This window comes from Marinobacter sp. HL-58, from assembly GCF_001314605.1.
Classification (GTDB): Bacteria; Pseudomonadota; Gammaproteobacteria; order Pseudomonadales; family Oleiphilaceae; genus Marinobacter.
In genome coordinates this window covers 349,820-364,276 of the sequence record NZ_LIHP01000016.1, presented here as the reverse complement: position 1 = coordinate 364,276, position 14,457 = coordinate 349,820, and the positions used below count along the sequence as shown (strand labels likewise).

Here is a 14,457-nt window from a genome sequence, read left to right as displayed (position 1 = left end):
GAAGAACAAGAGCGATATGGTAAAAGTTCGCGAAGATTATGCAGTGACCGGCGACGGCCAGGTGGATATTGAGCGCTGGGTTCGCCAGATAGAGTCACAGACTCATCTGGAGAATGCCGAACAGTTCCGGCGGGCTTGCGAGAAAGCGGCAGCCATCGATTTCCAGGCCGTGCGTGAAGACCGGGTGTGGGCACCCGGTGCCAGCAGTTTCCGTACTGGCATAGAAATGGCCCAGGTGCTGGTTGAATTGCATCTGGACCAGACCAGCCTGGTTGCAGCAATTCTTTACCGGGCGGTGCGGGAAGAGCGTATTCCATTGGCGGAAATACGGGCGGAATTCGGTGATGAAGTCGCCGGATTGATTGACGGTGTGCAGCAGATGGCTGCCATATCGTCCATTCATCACCCGCTCAAGGGCAATGTGCTCGGCCAGACCGAAGGCCAGCTTGATAACGTCCGCAAGATGCTCGTGACCATGATTGACGACGTGCGGGTCGCACTGATCAAGCTGGCAGAGCGGACCTGTGCCATCCGCGCCGTGAAAAACGCCTCGGAAGAAAAGCGCATGCGCGTTGCCCGCGAGGTGTTCGATATCTACGCGCCCCTGGCGCATCGGCTCGGTATCGGTCACATCAAGTGGGAGCTGGAGGATCTCTCGTTCCGCTACCTGCATGCCACCGCCTATAAAAAGATTGCCAAACTGCTGGACGAAAAACGGCTGGACCGTGAAAGCTACATCAAGCGCGTGATCACCACCCTGAAAGAAGAGCTCGGCGCCTCCGGAATAGAAGGCGAATTATCGGGGCGTGCCAAGCATATCTACAGCATCTGGAGAAAGATGCGCCGCAAGGGGATCGACTTCTCGCAGGTGTACGATGTTCGCGCCGTACGTATTCTGGTACCGGAGGTGCGGGACTGTTACGCCGCGCTCGGTATCGTGCATACCCTCTGGCGCCATATCCCCAACGAGTTCGATGACTATATCGCCAACCCCAAGGAAAACGGGTACCAGTCCCTGCATACAGCCGTCATCGGCCCTGAAGGCAAGGTAATGGAAGTACAGATCCGCACCCATGCCATGCATGAGGAAGCGGAGCTGGGGGTCTGTGCCCACTGGCTTTACAAGGGTATGGACAAGGGCAATCGCTCCGTTGGTTACGACGCCAAGATCAACTGGCTGCGCCAGGTGCTGGAATGGCAGGAGGAACTGGGTGACCTCTCCGGGCTGGCGGACCACCTGAAGTCCGATGTGGCCTCCGACCGTGTCTACGTGTTTACCCCCGAGGGCCATGTGGTGGATCTTCCCCAGGGTGCCACGCCGGTGGACTTTGCCTACCGGGTGCATACCGAGATCGGCCACGCCTGCCGGGGCGCCAAGGTGAACAATCGTATTGTTCCGCTGACCTATCCCCTGAAAACCGGCGACCAGATCTCCATTCTTACCTCCAACAACCAGGCGCCGAGCCGGGACTGGCTGAATCCGAGCCTGGGCTACATCCAGACTTCCCGTGCCAGAGCCAAGGTGACCCACTGGTTCAAGCAGCAGGACCGTGGCCGCAACATCATCGACGGCCGGGCAATCCTGGAGGATGAATTCAAGCGGCTGTCCCTATACGAGGTGGATCTGGATGATCTCGCGCGCAAGGTAAACTATCAGGGGGCCGAAGACATGTTCGCAGCGGTGGGCGCAGGTGACCTGCGTCCCACCCATGTGGCCAATGTCGCCCAGCAGATGCTGGAGCCTAAATCCGAACAGCTGGACCTGAAGCTGACCACCCAGCGGCGCAAGCCTTACGATACCGAATCCGATATCCAGATCCTCGGTGTAGGCAAGCTCAAGACCCAGGTGGCCAAGTGTTGCAAACCGCTGCCGGGTGATCCCATTGGTGGCTACATCACCGTTGGCCGTGGTGTAACGGTACACCGGCAGGACTGCCTTACATTCCTGAACCTGCGGGAATTCGAGCCCAACCGCATCATCGAGGTGAGTTGGGGTGGTCAGCCGGTGGCTGTCTATCCGGTGGATGTGGAAATAGAAGCCTATGACCGCTCGGGACTGTTACGGGATATCACCCAGGTGCTGTCTTCATCCAAAAGCGATGTACTGGCGCTGAACACCATGTCCAACAAGGATGAGAACACCGCCACCATGACGGTGACAGTGGAAATTTCCAGCCTTGATCAGCTGGCCCGGTTGCTGGCCCAGATCCGTAACCTGCCTAACATCATCGACGTCAGGCGCAAGCGCTCATGAGCTATACCATCGACGACCTGAAAACCCTGATGGCGCGGCTGCGGGACCCGGACACCGGGTGTCCGTGGGACACCCGCCAGACCTTCAAAACGATCGTGCCGCACACACTGGAAGAGGCGTACGAGGTTGCCGATGCCATTGACAGGGAAGACTATCCCCACCTTGAGGATGAGCTGGGAGACCTCCTGTTCCAGGTGATTTTCTACAGCCAGATGGGAAAAGAGCAGAACCACTTTGATTTTGACTCGGTGGTGGACAACCTGGTTCGTAAACTGGTCCGCCGCCACCCCCATGTGTTTCCGGATGGCACCCTGGAAAGCCGGGTGGACCCGGATAACCGTCCCGGGGAAGCCGAGATCAAGGCCAGTTGGGAGCGTATCAAGGCGCAGGAGCGGGCAGCCCAACCGGACAAGTCATCAGACCCGGGTGCCGCCAGCCGGTTAGACGGTATCGCCCGGACACTCCCCGCAATGGTGCGTGCTGAGAAACTTCAGCGCAGGGCGGCCAGTCACGGCTTTGACTGGCCGGACATTGAACCCGTGTTCGACAAGCTTCATGAAGAAATCGATGAACTGAAAGAAGCCTGGCATGACGCGCGCTCCGGGGCAGGTCCGGTGGACGCCGTCGAGGATGAGCTGGGGGACCTGCTGTTTGTCTGCGTGAATCTGGCACGGTTCATGAAGGTTAATACCGAGCAGGCCCTCAACAGCACCAATCACAAGTTCGAGACACGATTCCGTGCTATTGAGGAACACCTCGAACGCGAAGGCCGTGATCTGGATGGTGAGTCACTTGAGGCACTGGATGCCGTCTGGCAAACCGTCAAGGGAGTTGAAAAACAGCGGAAAAAGTAACGGATAAGTACAATCCGTTACCAATAATTCCGCCCCTGGTGCGGTTGCTTCGTCTACACTTCCGGTTACGGGTGCACACCTTTTGTGCATCCCGTGGGCCACCAAGAAGATGCAGGAGTGAAGGCACCATGAAAATCAAAGATCTGGTCAACTACTGGGACAAGCATGCGCGTGGTCGGCTGACCCGTGATGCGTATTTTGCCAATCTTTCTGACCAGCATCACAAGCGACTGGAGAAACTGGCCGCTCTATATCCGATGAAGTCGTCCCAGGATCTCATGCGGGATCTCATCTCCGCCGCCCTTGACGAACTGGAAACCAGCTTCCCCTATGTTCAGGGTTCGAAGGTGGTGGCATTCGATGAGGACGGCTTTGAGATCTATGAAGACAAGGGTATGACACCGCGCTTCATCAGCCTGAGCCAGAAGCATATCCAGAAGCTCAAGGCGCGACAGCTCGAGTCGGTTGCCTGATCAGGCCAGCGGCCTGATCACAGAAAACCTGCAATAATCACGGGGTGGTTTCAGCCACCCCTCAGTAAACTGCCCCCTGTTACTTTTCCTTGCCTTCCAGTTTGTCCTTCAATGGACTCAGCCTGACCAGGTCGTCCAGGGCAGCTCCGATCATGTCGTTCAGAATATCGCTTTCGGAACGGTCCGGGTATAGTTCGGCCAGCGCAGCGATACGCGCGGCATCTTCCAGAGGCAGGCGGAGGTTGTAATCGTGGCTCCGCTCAACAGGTTCTTTTTTGCCTTCCCAGTGTTTGGGCAGATCGGTTACTTTCATGAATACTCCTTGCGGCCACAGGCTTAAATCGTTAGAAAGGATTTAAGAGTAAATAGTATCGTCAGTTTACTTCGCCTCCGTCAATTTAAAAGGACGTCAATGTGACCGAGCTACACCCCGAACTCCGAGAAAACGTTCGCATGCTGGGTGAGTTGCTGGGACAGAGTATCCGGCGCCACCCAGGCCAGGACTGTTACGAGCTGATTGAAGAAGTGCGCGCCGCCGCCAAGGCGGACCGTCGCCAGGAAAGCGGCTCCGGCCAGCGCCTGGTCAACCTGCTGGGCAAGCTCAGTGATGACGAGTTGCTGCCGGTAACCCGAGCCTTTAACCAGTTTCTCAACCTCGCCAACCTGGCCGAGCAGTACCATGGCATTCGCCGCAAGCGCGGCCACCAGTCAGACCTTATGGTGGAATCCCTCGGTGATGTGTTCAGCCGTCTGAAGAACGGGGGTGTCAGTGCGGAGGAACTGCACCGGCGGGTGGCTGATCTGCGCATTGAATATGTACTGACGGCGCACCCCACAGAGGTGGCGCGTCGGACACTTATCATGAAATACGACGAGATGTCGGACTGCCTGGCCCGTCTGGATCATGATGACCTGTTACCGGCAGAGCGCGACGAAATCGTTGACCGGCTGAGCCAGCTGGTGACCGAAGCCTGGCATACCGATGAAATCCGGCACGAACGCCCTACTGCGGTGGACGAAGCCAAGTGGGGGTTTGCCGTTATCGAGAACAGTCTCTGGGAGGCGCTGCCCCGTTTCCTGCGAAGCCTCGACCTGTCGCTTTCCGAGGCCACCGGCAAGGGCCTGCCCCTGAACGCATCACCGATCCGTATTGCGTCCTGGATGGGGGGAGACCGGGACGGCAACCCCAATGTTACCCATGAAGTGACCCGCAAAGTGTTCCTGCTTGGCCGGTGGATGGCCGCCGATCTGTACCTGCGGGATATCCAGGCTCTGCGTGCCGAGCTTTCCATGTGGCAGGCCAGTGATGAGTTGCGGGCCGTCACCGGGGATTCCCGCGAGCCCTACCGCATGGTGTTGGCGGGACTGCGTGAAAAACTGATCAAAACCCGGGACTGGGCCGAGGCCAGTGTCGCCGGTGAGCCGGTGGACAGCTCCGACATCCTGTTTGCCAACGAGGATTTCACCGGCCCGCTGGAGCTGTGTTATCGCTCACTGGTCGATTGTGGGCTGGAAACCATCGCCAACGGGCCGCTGCTGGATACCATACGCCGCGCCCATACTTTCGGCCTGCCGCTGATCCGCCTGGACATCCGCCAGGAAGCCGCCCGCCATGCCTCAGCGGTTGCCGAGATGGTGGAATACCTGGGAATGGGTGATTACCTGTCCTGGTCAGAACAGGAGCGCCAGGATTTCCTGGTACGCGAGCTCAAGGGCCGTCGCCCCCTGGTGCCCAGGAACTGGCGGCCATCGGACGAGGTCGCGGAAGTACTGGCCACCTGTGAAGTTGTGGCGCAACAGACACCCGAGGCCCTGGGTTCCTACGTTATTTCCATGGCCAGCAAACCCTCGGACGTACTGAATGTCATTCTGTTGCTGCGGGAAGCCGGCATGGCAAACCCGATGCGGGTGGTGCCTCTGTTCGAAACCCTCGACGACCTGCGCGGGGCACCGGACAGCATGGCTGCGCTGTATAACGTGGACTGGTACCGGGACTACTGTGAAGGCCGCCAGGAAGTCATGATCGGTTACTCCGATTCTTCCAAGGACGCCGGCCAGATGATGGCCGCCTGGGCCCAGTATCAGGCTCAGGAACAGCTGACACAGGTTGCCAGTGACCATGGTGTTCATCTGACGCTGTTTCATGGCCGTGGCGGCACCGTCGGCCGTGGTGGCGGCCCTGCCAACCGGGCAATCCTGTCCCAGCCACCGGGGTCGGTCAACGGCAGCTTCCGCATTACCGAGCAGGGCGAGATGATCCGTTTCAAATTCGGCCTGCCCCGGCTGGCGGAGCAGAGCCTGACGCTCTACACCACGGCGGTGATAGAAGCGACGCTGGCGCCGCCCCGCAGTCCCGAACCGGAGTGGCGGGAGGTCATGGACTGGCTCACCGAAAGGTCCCTGAAAGCCTACCGCGATGTAGTTCGGGAAAATCCCGACTTCGTTCCCTATTTCCGTCAGGTTACCCCCGAGCAGGCGCTGGGCAAACTGGCCCTGGGTAGCCGCCCTGCACGCCGGAAACCCGGCGGTGGTGTCGAAAGCCTGCGGGCCATCCCCTGGATCTTCGCCTGGACCCAGATGCGCATGATGCTGCCCAGTTGGCTGGGCAGCGATGTTGCCCTGGAAGAAGCCTTCCGTAATGACAAGGTGCCGGTGCTGCGGGAAATGATGCAACAATGGCCCTTCTTCAAAACCTATGTGGATATGCTGGAGATGGTACTGGCAAAATCCGACCTGCGAATCGCCAGTTACTATGAGCAGACTCTGGTGGAAGACCCAGAGTTGCTGGAATTGGGTAAAAGCCTGCGGGAGCGTCTGCAGGGTTGTATCCGGAATCTGCTGGAGCTGAAACAGCAGGAGATGCTGCTGGAGCAGGAACCGGTTTTTGCCCATTCCATGCGTGTACGTAATCCCTACACAGATCCGCTACACTATCTGCAGGCGGAACTGCTTAAGCGCGACCGCGAAAGCGAAGGCAAGGGAGAAGTCCCCGAAATGGTGGAGCGCGCATTGAAGGTTACCATGGCGGGTATTTCCGCGGGTATGCGAAATACTGGATAGCGGTGCAAGGCCATGTGGGGCAATGGGCCCCAGGACACGCTACGAGCACATCCATGTGCGCTTGACTTTGGCCATCCATGGCCAAAGACAGTCCTGGGGCCCATCACCCCACATGACCCCGGACTGTCGAGTAAACATATCCGTAATAAGCCGCTGAGAAAGCGGGCAAGTAAACAAAATAACAGGAGTAACGCCGTGGCGTTAGCGGCAAGGCTGGAACGTTTTCTGACCCGTCAGGGGATTGCGTACAAGGAAGTGCCCATTGACCAGGTACTCAATTTTGATGCGGCGGTCATGGCATCCGGGCGTTCCCAGGAGGAGTTTATCCGGGCAACGCCGTTGATCGATATCAGTGGCGTTGTGATGGCCGTTCACGGTTACAACACCAGCCTCGATATGGATCTGGTGCACAAGCTGACCGGTCGGCGCCTCCAGCCTCTGACGGCCCGCCAGTCCGCGCGCCTTTTCGCCGACTGCGACCCGGGATTCCAGCCGCCCATTGGCGGTGCCTACGACATACCCGTGCTGGTGGATGAAGATGTTCTGGGTTACCCCCGTGCACTGATGTGCTGTGGTACCGACAACACCCTGCTCGAGCTGGACCGCACCTCCCTGGCACGGTCTCTGGCCGATGCGACCCAGGGGCACCTGGTGATTCGCGGCGAGAATAACGGCCAGCGGGATGCGCTGACGCTGGAAGAGGTGGCGGATAAGCTCCAGAAACTGTATCGCCTGCCGCCCATGCCGGCACTGGCCTTGCGGATACTCAGGCTGACTGCCAACACAGAGGCCACCGCCCGGGAACTGGCTGAGCTGATCGAGTTTGACCCCAGCCTGACGGCGCAAATCATGCGATATGCCCGTTCGGCGCTCTTCAATTACCCCGGCCAGATCAATTCCGTTCAGGAAGCGGTAACCCGGGTTCTGGGCTTTGACCGTGTTGCCCACATCGCCCTGGGGATTGCCTCGGTTCGGGCTTTTGAAGTGCCCCGACAGGGCATGCTGGGAATGGACCAGTTCTGGCGGCATTCACTGTATTGCGCTTTCCTGTGCCAGCGCATGGCACCCAAGTGCAATTCCGACAAGGGGCTTGCCTATCTCTGCGGGTTGCTGCACAACTTTGGCCTGCTGTTGATTGGCCACCTGTTTCCACAGGAATTCAAGGAATTGAATGCTCTTCGCGAAGCCAACCCGGAAGCCAGCATGCACGCACTGGAACAACAGGTATTCGGGGCCGACGACAACCAGCAGATGCTGGCGGTTGGTCATGGCGCTATTGGCGGCATTCTGCACCGTCTGTGGGAATTGCCGGACCCTGTCGTCAAGGCTGCTGGCATGCACCAGCAGCAGGGCTATCACGGGGAGCATGAAAGCTATGTGCTTATGGTTCAGCTTGCCAATGGCCTGCTCAAGGAAAAAGGTATCGGAGACGAGTTCAACCCGGACGACCTGAGTGCGCTGGCGTCTCCTCTCGGGCTTACAGATTTTGATATCAACCTTCTCAGTGAAGAGATCGACAAGGTTTCCGGAGATCTGGACGCACTGGCACTTTCCCTGTCATCCTGACCCGCGCATGGTTGCCGGTTACAGCCTGATGTAACCTCTTGGTGCATGCTACGGAGGTCCACTTTCTATGATGTGGCTGAGTTCGTATAATGCGCCAACTTCGGCGTGGTCCGCCAGACTGCAGCCGGCGAGAGGCTGTCGCAAAGCCGCGGGGTTTTGCCACAGCTTTTCAAATGATAATGACTACAACGGGAGCACAGCGTTATGAGAATCATCATGTTAGGCGCACCAGGCGCGGGCAAGGGGACTCAGGCCCAGTTTATCACCGAGCGGTTCGGTATCCCCCAGATATCTACCGGTGACATGCTGCGGGCAGCAGTCAAGGCGGAGTCCGAGCTTGGCAAGCAGGTCAAGGAAGTGATGGCCACCGGTGGTCTGGTATCCGACGACATCATCATCGCGCTGATTGAAGAGCGGGTAAAGCAACCGGATTGCAAGAATGGCTTTCTGCTGGACGGGTTCCCCCGCACCATCCCCCAGGCCGAAGCACTGAAGAGCCAGGGCATCGAGATTGACTACGTGGTCGAGATTGCCGTTGAAGACGAGGAAATTGTCAGCCGACTGTCCGGTCGTCGTGTGCATGAGGGCAGTGGCCGCATCTATCACGTCAAATATGATCCGCCCAAAACTGAAGGCAAGGACGACGAAACCGGCGAGCCTCTGGTTCAGCGCGAGGACGACAAGGAAGAAACGGTTCGCAAGCGCCTGAAAATCTATCATGAGCAGACGGCACCACTGATCGGCTACTACCAGGACTGGGCAAAGAAAGACCCGGCAGCAGCGCCCAAATACGTGCGTGTTGAAGGTGTGGGCAGTCTGGATGATATCCGCAATCAGATCCTTACCCAGCTGAAGTAACGACGTGAAATTACTGGCACTGGACACCTCGTCGGAGGGCTGCTCGGCAGCCCTTCTCGTTGATGGTAGCGTAACTGAGCGGTTCGAGATTGCTCCCCGTGGGCACACGCGACTGCTGATGCCAATGGTCCGCGAGCTGCTTTCGGAACAGGGCCTGGCGCCGGCTGCACTGGATTGTCTGGCCTTCGCCTGTGGTCCGGGCTCTTTCACCGGCCTTCGGATCGCCACGGGGGTTGTTCAGGGCCTGGCCTATGGCCTGGATGTGCCGGTTGTGCCGGTATCGTCCCTGGCAGCGGTTGCAGCGGATGCCATTGCCCGTCATTCCCTGGCAGAAGGCGACGGTATTGCAGTGGCTTTCGACGCCCGTATGGGCGAGCTTTACTGGGCCTGCTATGTATGCCGGGCTGGCCAGCCGCAACTGGTCGGTGACGAACGGGTTTGTGCACCGGGCTCGGTTGAGCTGGCCTCCGGAATCACCCGCTGGTCTGGCGCCGGTCAGGGCTGGGCCCTGCGGGAAAGCTTCCCGGCTGAGGTTGTGGATGCCATGACGGCCATCGACGAAACCCTGGTTCCCCGGGCTTCCAGAGTGGCGGAACTGGCGGCAACGGCGTTTCGCGAGGGCGCCGGTGTATCTGCCGCTGAGGCCCAGCCGGTCTATATTCGTGATGAAGTGGCCTGGAAGAAGCTCCCCGGCCGCTGACTACCTTCCCTGTTATCAAGACGGAAACTCTGCCCATGGAACTGTGGCACATTATTGTTTTGGCCATTATTCAGGGGCTGACGGAATTTCTTCCTATCAGCAGCTCCGCGCACCTGATTCTACCATCACAGATACTGGGCTGGCCGGATCAGGGTCTGGCTTTTGATGTGGCGGTCCATGTGGGCACGCTGGCCGCGGTCATCTGGTATTTTCGCATGGAGGTGTGCAGGCTCACCGTCGCCTGGGCCGGCGACACGGCGCGGGGGCGGGTAGGGCAGGACAGCGGGCTTGCCTGGGCTGTCATCGCTGGTACGGTGCCGGCTGGTCTGGCAGGGCTGTTGCTGAACGACTTTATTGAGTCCTCCCTGCGCTCCGGGCTGGTTATCGCCGCCTCCACCATCGGTTTTGGGCTTGTGCTCTGGTGGTCGGATGCTGTCGGACGCCGCGTCCGCGAGTTGCCATCCCTGACCATGAAGGACGCAATGATTATCGGAGTCGCCCAGGCGCTGGCACTGATTCCGGGTACCTCCCGTTCCGGTATCACAATTACGGCTGCCCTGTTTCTGGGATTCGGGCGCGAAGCAGCCGCGCGTTTTTCTTTCCTGCTCTCCATCCCGCTGATTCTTGCCGCCGGTTTATTGAAGACTCTCGAGCTGGTGGAGCAGGGGGGCGCAACTGACTGGACCGCTATCGCGCTGGGTGCCGCATTGTCCTTTGTCAGTGCGGTTATCTGTATTCACCTGTTCCTGAAATTCCTTGAGCGTCTGGGGCTTATGCCGTTTGTGATCTACCGGATGATTCTTGGCGTTCTGCTTCTTGTCATGCTCTGGTAGAACAGAATGTAGGCAGGCAGCTTTTAAAGCCGCAGTAAATCTTCCATAATCCGGATTCAGTTGTAACCATAATCGGTGTGCCTGAGATGATTGGTGGTGTAAATCCGAACAGCGGTCTTGCTTTTCAGTCCGGCAATAACAGCCCGGTAAGGGAACGCAGTGACGTAGCCCGCGCCCCCGCGACAGCCCCGGATAACAACGGTGATGCGGTCAGGCGGGATCTTGCCGATACCCGCTCACGCAATGCCGAAGAACGCCCGTTTCCCTCTGCAGAATCACTGGACCGGCGTATCGAAGCCCGCCAGGCAGCCGAAGATGTCCGCCTTGAGCGTTTCCGTGCCGACGAAATACCCCTGAATACCTCGCGGGCCCTGTCCACCTTTGCCGATGTGGCCGCCCGGGGTGATGTATCCGATTCCGGCCTGTCCGGTATCGACATACTGGTTTGATGCCCACCGATTCCCCGTTGCCCCGGCTTGCGGTTGCCTGCAGTCCACTCGGTGATGCCCGCGCCGCACGCGAGCTTGCAAGTGAGCTTTCTCTGCCCTTTCTTGGCAAGGTCCACCCCCGCGATATCCGGGAATACCCGGTGCTGCTGTTTTCCGATGAAAACGGACTCGGGCTGCAAGTGACCGGCAAGGGTGCTCCGGGGCCAGTCAGGGCGGAGTTTGTCACCGGCAAGGCCGGATACCGCAGGGAGCATGGTGGTGGCACCGGCCAGTTGATCGCCAAGGCGGTGGGGCTGCAGAAAACCCGGCAACCGCTGCACGTTCTTGATGCCACTGCCGGCCTCGGGCAGGATGCGTTTGTGCTGGCGTCCCTGGGTTGCCGTGTCACCCTGTTCGAGCGTTCTCCGGTCATACATGCCCTGCTCAGCGACGGTCTTGCCAGGGCCGCCCTGAACCAGCAGAGTGCGCCTGTGGTTGCCCGTATGACACTGAGGCCCGGTAGCAGCATTGACTGGCTGAAAGAGGCAGGTGAAGGTGCCGCGGACGTGATTTATCTTGACCCGATGTTCCCCCACCGGGACAAGTCGGCCCTGGTCAAGAAAGAGATGCAGGTGTTCCGGACCGTGGTGGGGGAGGATAGCGATTCCGAAGACCTTCTGTCAGCAGCGTTGGCGGTGGCAACCTACCGGGTGGTGGTCAAGCGCCCCCGCAAGGCTGAGCCTGTGAGCGGCCCCGAACCCACTACTCGCATTGAAGGCAAGAGCAGTCGTTACGACGTGTACTCCATCAAGGCACTGCCCACCTCACCGGCCTGACAGTATCCCGGTGCCGGGCGCTCAGGCGCCCAGCATGGTAACCTGCTGGATGGCCTGGCGTTTCTCCACGCTCAGTACCAGTCGGGCATCCTCGGCCACTTCATCAAGCCCGTCGCTGTAACACAGCAATCCGTTTTCATCGGTGGTGATCACGCCATTTTTCTGCATATTGGCGATGAAGTTGCGGAACAGCGTCTTGTCAAAGAACTCCGGCGCATTGAGGCCGAACAGGATGGACATGCGCTCGGCCAGCAGCGTGCTCTGCTCTTCCAGCTCGCTGGCGGTAATCTTGCCGGAGCCGTACTTGCGCAGAATGCCGATGGCAATGTGGTAACGCTCGAGGGTCTGGATAATGAACCGTGACAGTATCCGTAACCGCAGCATGGCGTCGGTGCCTTCCTCGGGACGGCTGATCCGGTCATCCTCCTCTTCGAACAGCAGCCCCCTGGACACCAGCACGTCAATCCACTGATTGATAACACCGGGAATGTCGTCCAGTGGATACTTCAGGAACAGCTCCGACTGCAGGTAGGGATAGGCCACGCTGGCAAGGAACTCGACCTTTTCCCGGCGCAGCGATTGCTTGTTCTCGAACAGGCTGGCAATGAGCGACGGCAGTGCGAACAGATGCTGTATATTGTTGCGGTAGTAGGTCATCAGAATGGCATTACTGCCTTCCAGGGCGATAATGTCCCCCAGCTTCTGTGGCTGGCGTGAGACCAGGCCCATGTTCTCACAGTAGGCCACCCAGTCTTTGCCACTGCCTTCGGGCAGGGTGATGGTTTCCGCATAGGGGAAGGCTTTCAGCAGATCCGCATACTGGTCCATCAGGCGGATCAACTGGCCCTCATCCATGGCGAGGCGATCGGTGCCCAGCAGTGCCGTGGCGGTAATACCGATGGGATTGACCGCAACCGACGCGTTGATGCTTGAAGCCACGCGGGTCGCCAGTTCGGATACGGCCTGATTCAGCCATTTTGGCCGGTATTCGGAATCGTAGGCTTCCTCCCTCCAGCTGGGTTCGACCTCGTCCAGAACATCGGCAAGGTGAATGGCATCACCGAAATTGACGGCCACCCTGCCAAAGGAGTTGCTCAGCTTGCGAACGGTTTTGGCCAGGGCGAACACACTTTCCTTCTGTTTCTTCTTGCCCCGCAATTCGCCCAGGTAGGAGCGGCCTTCCATCACTTTCTCGTAGCCGATGTAAACCGGCACAAAAACGATGGGTTTGCGATGGTCACGAAGGAAGCTGCGCACGGTCATGGACAGCATTCCCGGGCGAGGCTGCAGCATCCGCCCTGTGCGGCTGCGCCCGCCTTCCACGAAATACTCGACCGAATAGCCCCGTGAAAACATCACATGCATGTACTCGTTGAACACGGTGGCGTAGAGGGGATTGTCGCGGAAGCTCCGGCGCATGAAAAAGGCACCGCCACGGCGCAGGATGGGGCCGACGATGGGCATGTTGAGGTTGATGCCGGCCGCGATATGGGGCGGCATCAGCCCGTTCTTGTAGAGCACATAGGACAACAGCAGGTAATCAATGTGGGAGCGGTGGCAGGGCACGTAAACCACGGCGTTGTCCTGGGCCACTTCCTTGGCGACCTGGATATTGTTGATGCTGATGCCGTTGTAGATACGGTTCCACAGCCAGGCCAGCACCACCTCCAGGATACGGATAGTGACAATGGACATGCTGGCGGCTATCTCGTCAGCGTATTTGTACGCCTTGGCGCGAACCTTTTCCGGGGGGATGTCGTCCTTGCGGGCTGTCTCCCGGATGGCTTCTTTCACAGCCTGGGTGCGCACCAGCCCGCTGACAAGGGTGCGGCGGTGCGACAGGTCCGGCCCGAGCACGGCCTGGCGCACGCGGCGGAAGTGGGTGCGGAGTATGCGTGCCAGCTTGCGATTGGCTCGCTCCTCGCTGTGGCGGTACTCGTCAATGACCTGTTTCAGGGACAGGGGCTGGTTGAACTGCACGTAGGTATTGCGGCCGTGAACCAGAATGATCAGGAATTTCTGAAGCCGGCCTGCAACCGACCAGGTATCCGATAACAGCAGCTTGACCAGGGACTTTTCCTTGTCCGGGGAGCGTCCCCAGAACAGTGATACCGGAACAATCTGCACGTCCTGTTCCGGGTGCTCCAGGCCATGGCGGACCAGTGCCCTGAATTCATTGGTGGGCACCGGCGTCTGGCGCCTCCGGAACAGACCCCCTATGCGCCGGTACAGAAAGAAGAATGAATGGTTGGGGCCATTCTTGACCGGCAGGGACGATTCCGCGCCCGGGAGGCCCGCGCTCAGTACTTCCTGCTCCAGCACCAGGCGACTGGAAAGCGAGCTGTACTGCAGCACGTAGCAAACCGGTTTTTCCGGGTCCAGTCCCAGGGCCTCGATGCTGTTACCGCTTACGTCTGTCCGGACCCACAAGAACAGGATCTTGCGGAAAAGGGTCAGGATCAGGCTGCGAAGGCCCAGGAAAAAACGCATAAATGGTCGCTCCGGTTCACAAAACAGGCGCTAAGTTTACTTGGTTGTGCAAGGTGCTGAAAGACATGATGTCGTTCAGTTGCATTGCACCGTTGTGGTACATTT

12 protein-coding genes are annotated in these 14,457 nt (G+C 59.0%); 10 read left to right on the top strand and 2 right to left on the bottom strand.

What is annotated here, in order from left to right:
* Positions 1–16 precede the first annotated feature (16 nt).
* The 3 genes from relA to HLUCCO03_RS14145 all read left to right on the top strand — a co-directional run bounded on the left by relA (position 17) and on the right by HLUCCO03_RS14145 (position 3,581).
* Positions 17–2,254: a GTP diphosphokinase gene (gene relA, locus HLUCCO03_RS14155; RefSeq protein WP_027831229.1), complete on the top strand. Its 2,238-nt coding sequence runs from the start codon at positions 17–19 to the stop codon at positions 2,252–2,254.
* Positions 2,251–3,108: a nucleoside triphosphate pyrophosphohydrolase gene (mazG, locus tag HLUCCO03_RS14150; RefSeq protein WP_027831230.1), complete on the top strand. Its 858-nt coding sequence runs from the start codon at positions 2,251–2,253 to the stop codon at positions 3,106–3,108. Before relA ends, mazG begins: the two co-directional genes overlap by 4 nt.
* Before the next feature lie 128 nt (positions 3,109–3,236).
* Positions 3,237–3,581, top strand: coding sequence for a hypothetical protein (locus HLUCCO03_RS14145; protein ID WP_027831231.1), 345 nt, complete (start codon positions 3,237–3,239; stop codon positions 3,579–3,581).
* A 79-nt stretch (positions 3,582–3,660) separates the two neighbouring features.
* Here the strand turns inward: HLUCCO03_RS14145 and HLUCCO03_RS14140 are convergent, their stop codons facing one another.
* A complete protein-coding gene (locus HLUCCO03_RS14140; protein ID WP_027831232.1) occupies positions 3,661–3,894 on the bottom strand; it encodes a hypothetical protein in 234 nt (77 codons plus the stop codon).
* Between the two features lie 101 nt (positions 3,895–3,995).
* On the opposite strand from HLUCCO03_RS14140, the gene ppc reads away from it, so the two are divergent.
* From ppc to HLUCCO03_RS14105, 7 genes are all read left to right on the top strand, one after another.
* A complete protein-coding gene (gene ppc / locus HLUCCO03_RS14135) occupies positions 3,996–6,641 on the top strand; it encodes a phosphoenolpyruvate carboxylase (protein ID WP_027831233.1) in 2,646 nt (881 codons plus the stop codon).
* A 195-nt stretch (positions 6,642–6,836) separates the two neighbouring features.
* On the top strand, positions 6,837–8,207 hold the full coding sequence (locus HLUCCO03_RS14130) for an HDOD domain-containing protein (RefSeq protein ID WP_027831234.1): 1,371 nt from the start codon (positions 6,837–6,839) through the stop codon (positions 8,205–8,207).
* Positions 8,208–8,411: 204 nt separating this feature from the next.
* Complete coding sequence (gene adk / locus HLUCCO03_RS14125; RefSeq protein WP_027831235.1) at positions 8,412–9,065, top strand: adenylate kinase; 654 nt, start codon at positions 8,412–8,414, stop codon at positions 9,063–9,065.
* Between the two features lie 4 nt (positions 9,066–9,069).
* On the top strand, positions 9,070–9,765 hold the full coding sequence (tsaB, locus tag HLUCCO03_RS14120) for a tRNA (adenosine(37)-N6)-threonylcarbamoyltransferase complex dimerization subunit type 1 TsaB (protein ID WP_027831236.1): 696 nt from the start codon (positions 9,070–9,072) through the stop codon (positions 9,763–9,765).
* A gap of 35 nt (positions 9,766–9,800) precedes the next feature.
* Entirely contained in the window at positions 9,801–10,598 is a 798-nt protein-coding gene (locus HLUCCO03_RS14115; RefSeq protein ID WP_027831237.1) for an undecaprenyl-diphosphate phosphatase, read from the top strand.
* A gap of 86 nt (positions 10,599–10,684) precedes the next feature.
* Positions 10,685–11,047: a hypothetical protein gene (locus HLUCCO03_RS14110; protein WP_027831238.1), complete on the top strand. Its 363-nt coding sequence runs from the start codon at positions 10,685–10,687 to the stop codon at positions 11,045–11,047.
* Positions 11,047–11,862 carry a class I SAM-dependent methyltransferase gene (locus HLUCCO03_RS14105; protein WP_036197330.1) on the top strand — a complete coding sequence of 272 codons (816 nt, stop codon included), beginning with the start codon at positions 11,047–11,049 and terminating at the stop codon, positions 11,860–11,862. Before HLUCCO03_RS14110 ends, HLUCCO03_RS14105 begins: the two co-directional genes overlap by 1 nt.
* Positions 11,863–11,883: 21 nt before the next feature.
* On the opposite strand, the gene plsB is transcribed toward HLUCCO03_RS14105, so the two are convergent.
* Positions 11,884–14,352: a glycerol-3-phosphate 1-O-acyltransferase PlsB gene (plsB, locus tag HLUCCO03_RS14100; RefSeq protein WP_027831240.1), complete on the bottom strand. Its 2,469-nt coding sequence runs from the start codon at positions 14,350–14,352 to the stop codon at positions 11,884–11,886.
* Positions 14,353–14,457: the final 105 nt, after the last annotated feature.

Coding starts and splice junctions, on each gene's coding strand:
- HLUCCO03_RS14110 (WP_027831238.1), top strand. CDS start 10,685: ATGATTGGTGGTGTAAATCCGAACAGCGGTCTTGCTTTTCAGTCCGGC.
- adk (WP_027831235.1), top strand. CDS start 8,412: ATGAGAATCATCATGTTAGGCGCACCAGGCGCGGGCAAGGGGACTCAG.
- plsB (WP_027831240.1), bottom strand. CDS start 14,352: ATGCGTTTTTTCCTGGGCCTTCGCAGCCTGATCCTGACCCTTTTCCGC.
- HLUCCO03_RS14140 (WP_027831232.1), bottom strand. CDS start 3,894: ATGAAAGTAACCGATCTGCCCAAACACTGGGAAGGCAAAAAAGAACCT.
- mazG (WP_027831230.1), top strand. CDS start 2,251: ATGAGCTATACCATCGACGACCTGAAAACCCTGATGGCGCGGCTGCGG.
- HLUCCO03_RS14105 (WP_036197330.1), top strand. CDS start 11,047: ATGCCCACCGATTCCCCGTTGCCCCGGCTTGCGGTTGCCTGCAGTCCA.
- HLUCCO03_RS14145 (WP_027831231.1), top strand. CDS start 3,237: ATGAAAATCAAAGATCTGGTCAACTACTGGGACAAGCATGCGCGTGGT.
- relA (WP_027831229.1), top strand. CDS start 17: ATGGTAAAAGTTCGCGAAGATTATGCAGTGACCGGCGACGGCCAGGTG.
- HLUCCO03_RS14115 (WP_027831237.1), top strand. CDS start 9,801: ATGGAACTGTGGCACATTATTGTTTTGGCCATTATTCAGGGGCTGACG.